The organism is Bizionia myxarmorum, from assembly GCF_008086205.1.
In the GTDB taxonomy this organism is placed as follows: Bacteria; Bacteroidota; Bacteroidia; order Flavobacteriales; family Flavobacteriaceae; genus Algorimicrobium; species Algorimicrobium myxarmorum.
The window spans coordinates 1-1,343 of sequence record NZ_VSKK01000013.1 but is presented as its reverse complement, the minus strand read 5'-3'; the positions used below and the strand labels follow the sequence as shown (position 1 = coordinate 1,343).

1 protein-coding gene is annotated in these 1,343 nt (G+C 31.3%); it reads left to right on the top strand.

The genetic code is table 11. The features are described from left to right. Nucleotides 1–329 precede the first annotated feature (329 nt). Entirely contained in the window at nucleotides 330–1,196 is an 867-nt protein-coding gene (locus ES674_RS15310; protein WP_148405524.1) for a pepsin/retropepsin-like aspartic protease family protein, read from the top strand. Nucleotides 1,197–1,343: the final 147 nt, after the last annotated feature.

Genomic DNA, 1,343 nt, shown 5'->3' with positions numbered 1-1,343 from the left:
AAAGAGAGGGGATTTTCAATGTTGACGAGATCAAAGTCTCTGCGTATATAATAACCTTACTCCTCTCTTTTGTGCTTTCTTATTTATAGACCTTAATTTAGTGTTTTTATTAAAACGCTAACTTAAGCCGTATATAATTTATTGCTAGTTCTAGCCTACTTACGAAAATCCTCGCGGATTTTCTATTCGGTTTTTATTTGCTAAATTACGTGCTTAACCACGCAACAAACCATATACAAACACGTTGTGAGCAATGCGAAAAAAAACGTTCAGGCAACTATTAACCAATTTTATACGTCTATATAAAAAAAACCTATACAAGATCATATATGAAAAATTTAAAACGACTATTATTGATTTCCTTATTCTTTATTTCATTAAGTTGTTCCGTAACAAAACATCAAAAAAAAGGGACAGTGCTTCCTGAAAAATTCAATTATGAAACGGAGTTTACTACAATCCAAACAGTAATGATAATTCCGTCTAAAATTAATGGAATCTCTAAAAATTTTATTTTTGACACGGGAGCACAATTTTCCGCTATACATCGAGATTCCACAATCGGTTCTTTAATCAATGTTGGTGGAGTATCTGAACGCAGTATAAAAGCAGGAAGTGAAATAGTAGAATCATTTAAGATCGGAAGTGTAGAATTTCTTGGTACTATCGCAGTTAATTTTGATATGACTGGATTAAAGGAACAAATCCCTAATTTTGGAGGAATAATAGGGCAACCTATTATCGAGAAAGCGAATTGGCTAATTGATTATCCGAATAAAAAACTTTGTATTACAAACAAAAAATTGACCGACAACACCTTTAAAAAAATAAAATTGAAAAGTAAGGATGGAACACCTTACACAAATATTTCAATAAGCGGAACTGAATATAATGTTGTGATAGATTTTGGTTCAGGATTTGAATTGACTATACCATCTGGCTCTAAACTTGCGGAAAAGCTTTTGAATGAATATGATTTTGAGGACGATGAACAAGAAATTTATAGCATTGGAGGACTTCAAATGATTACGCAAAAAGTTGGAGTTGTGCCATTGGTAAAACTGGGAGATATGGAATTTGAAAATGTCAGCACAAAAATCAGCGTTCAAGATGAACTTTCCATAGGAATTGGATTTTTTAAAAACTGTATAATTTACATTGATAATCAGGAAAATAGTTATAAAATCAAACAGTAGTTCTAAAAAGCACTACTCACAACAAAGTACTGTGGTAAAAACCAAGTGAAATTGATTTAATTTTTCACCAAAGTACTTCTGTAAGTATCTTCATATATTAATCCTGATTTAGCAATTGCAAAGGCCTGTTTTAAGAGCTTATTACAT

Bases quoted from the DNA above. Each gene is read 5' to 3' on its own strand.
- ES674_RS15310 (WP_148405524.1), top strand. From the start codon at position 330: ATGAAAAATTTAAAACGACTATTATTGATTTCCTTATTCTTTATTTCA.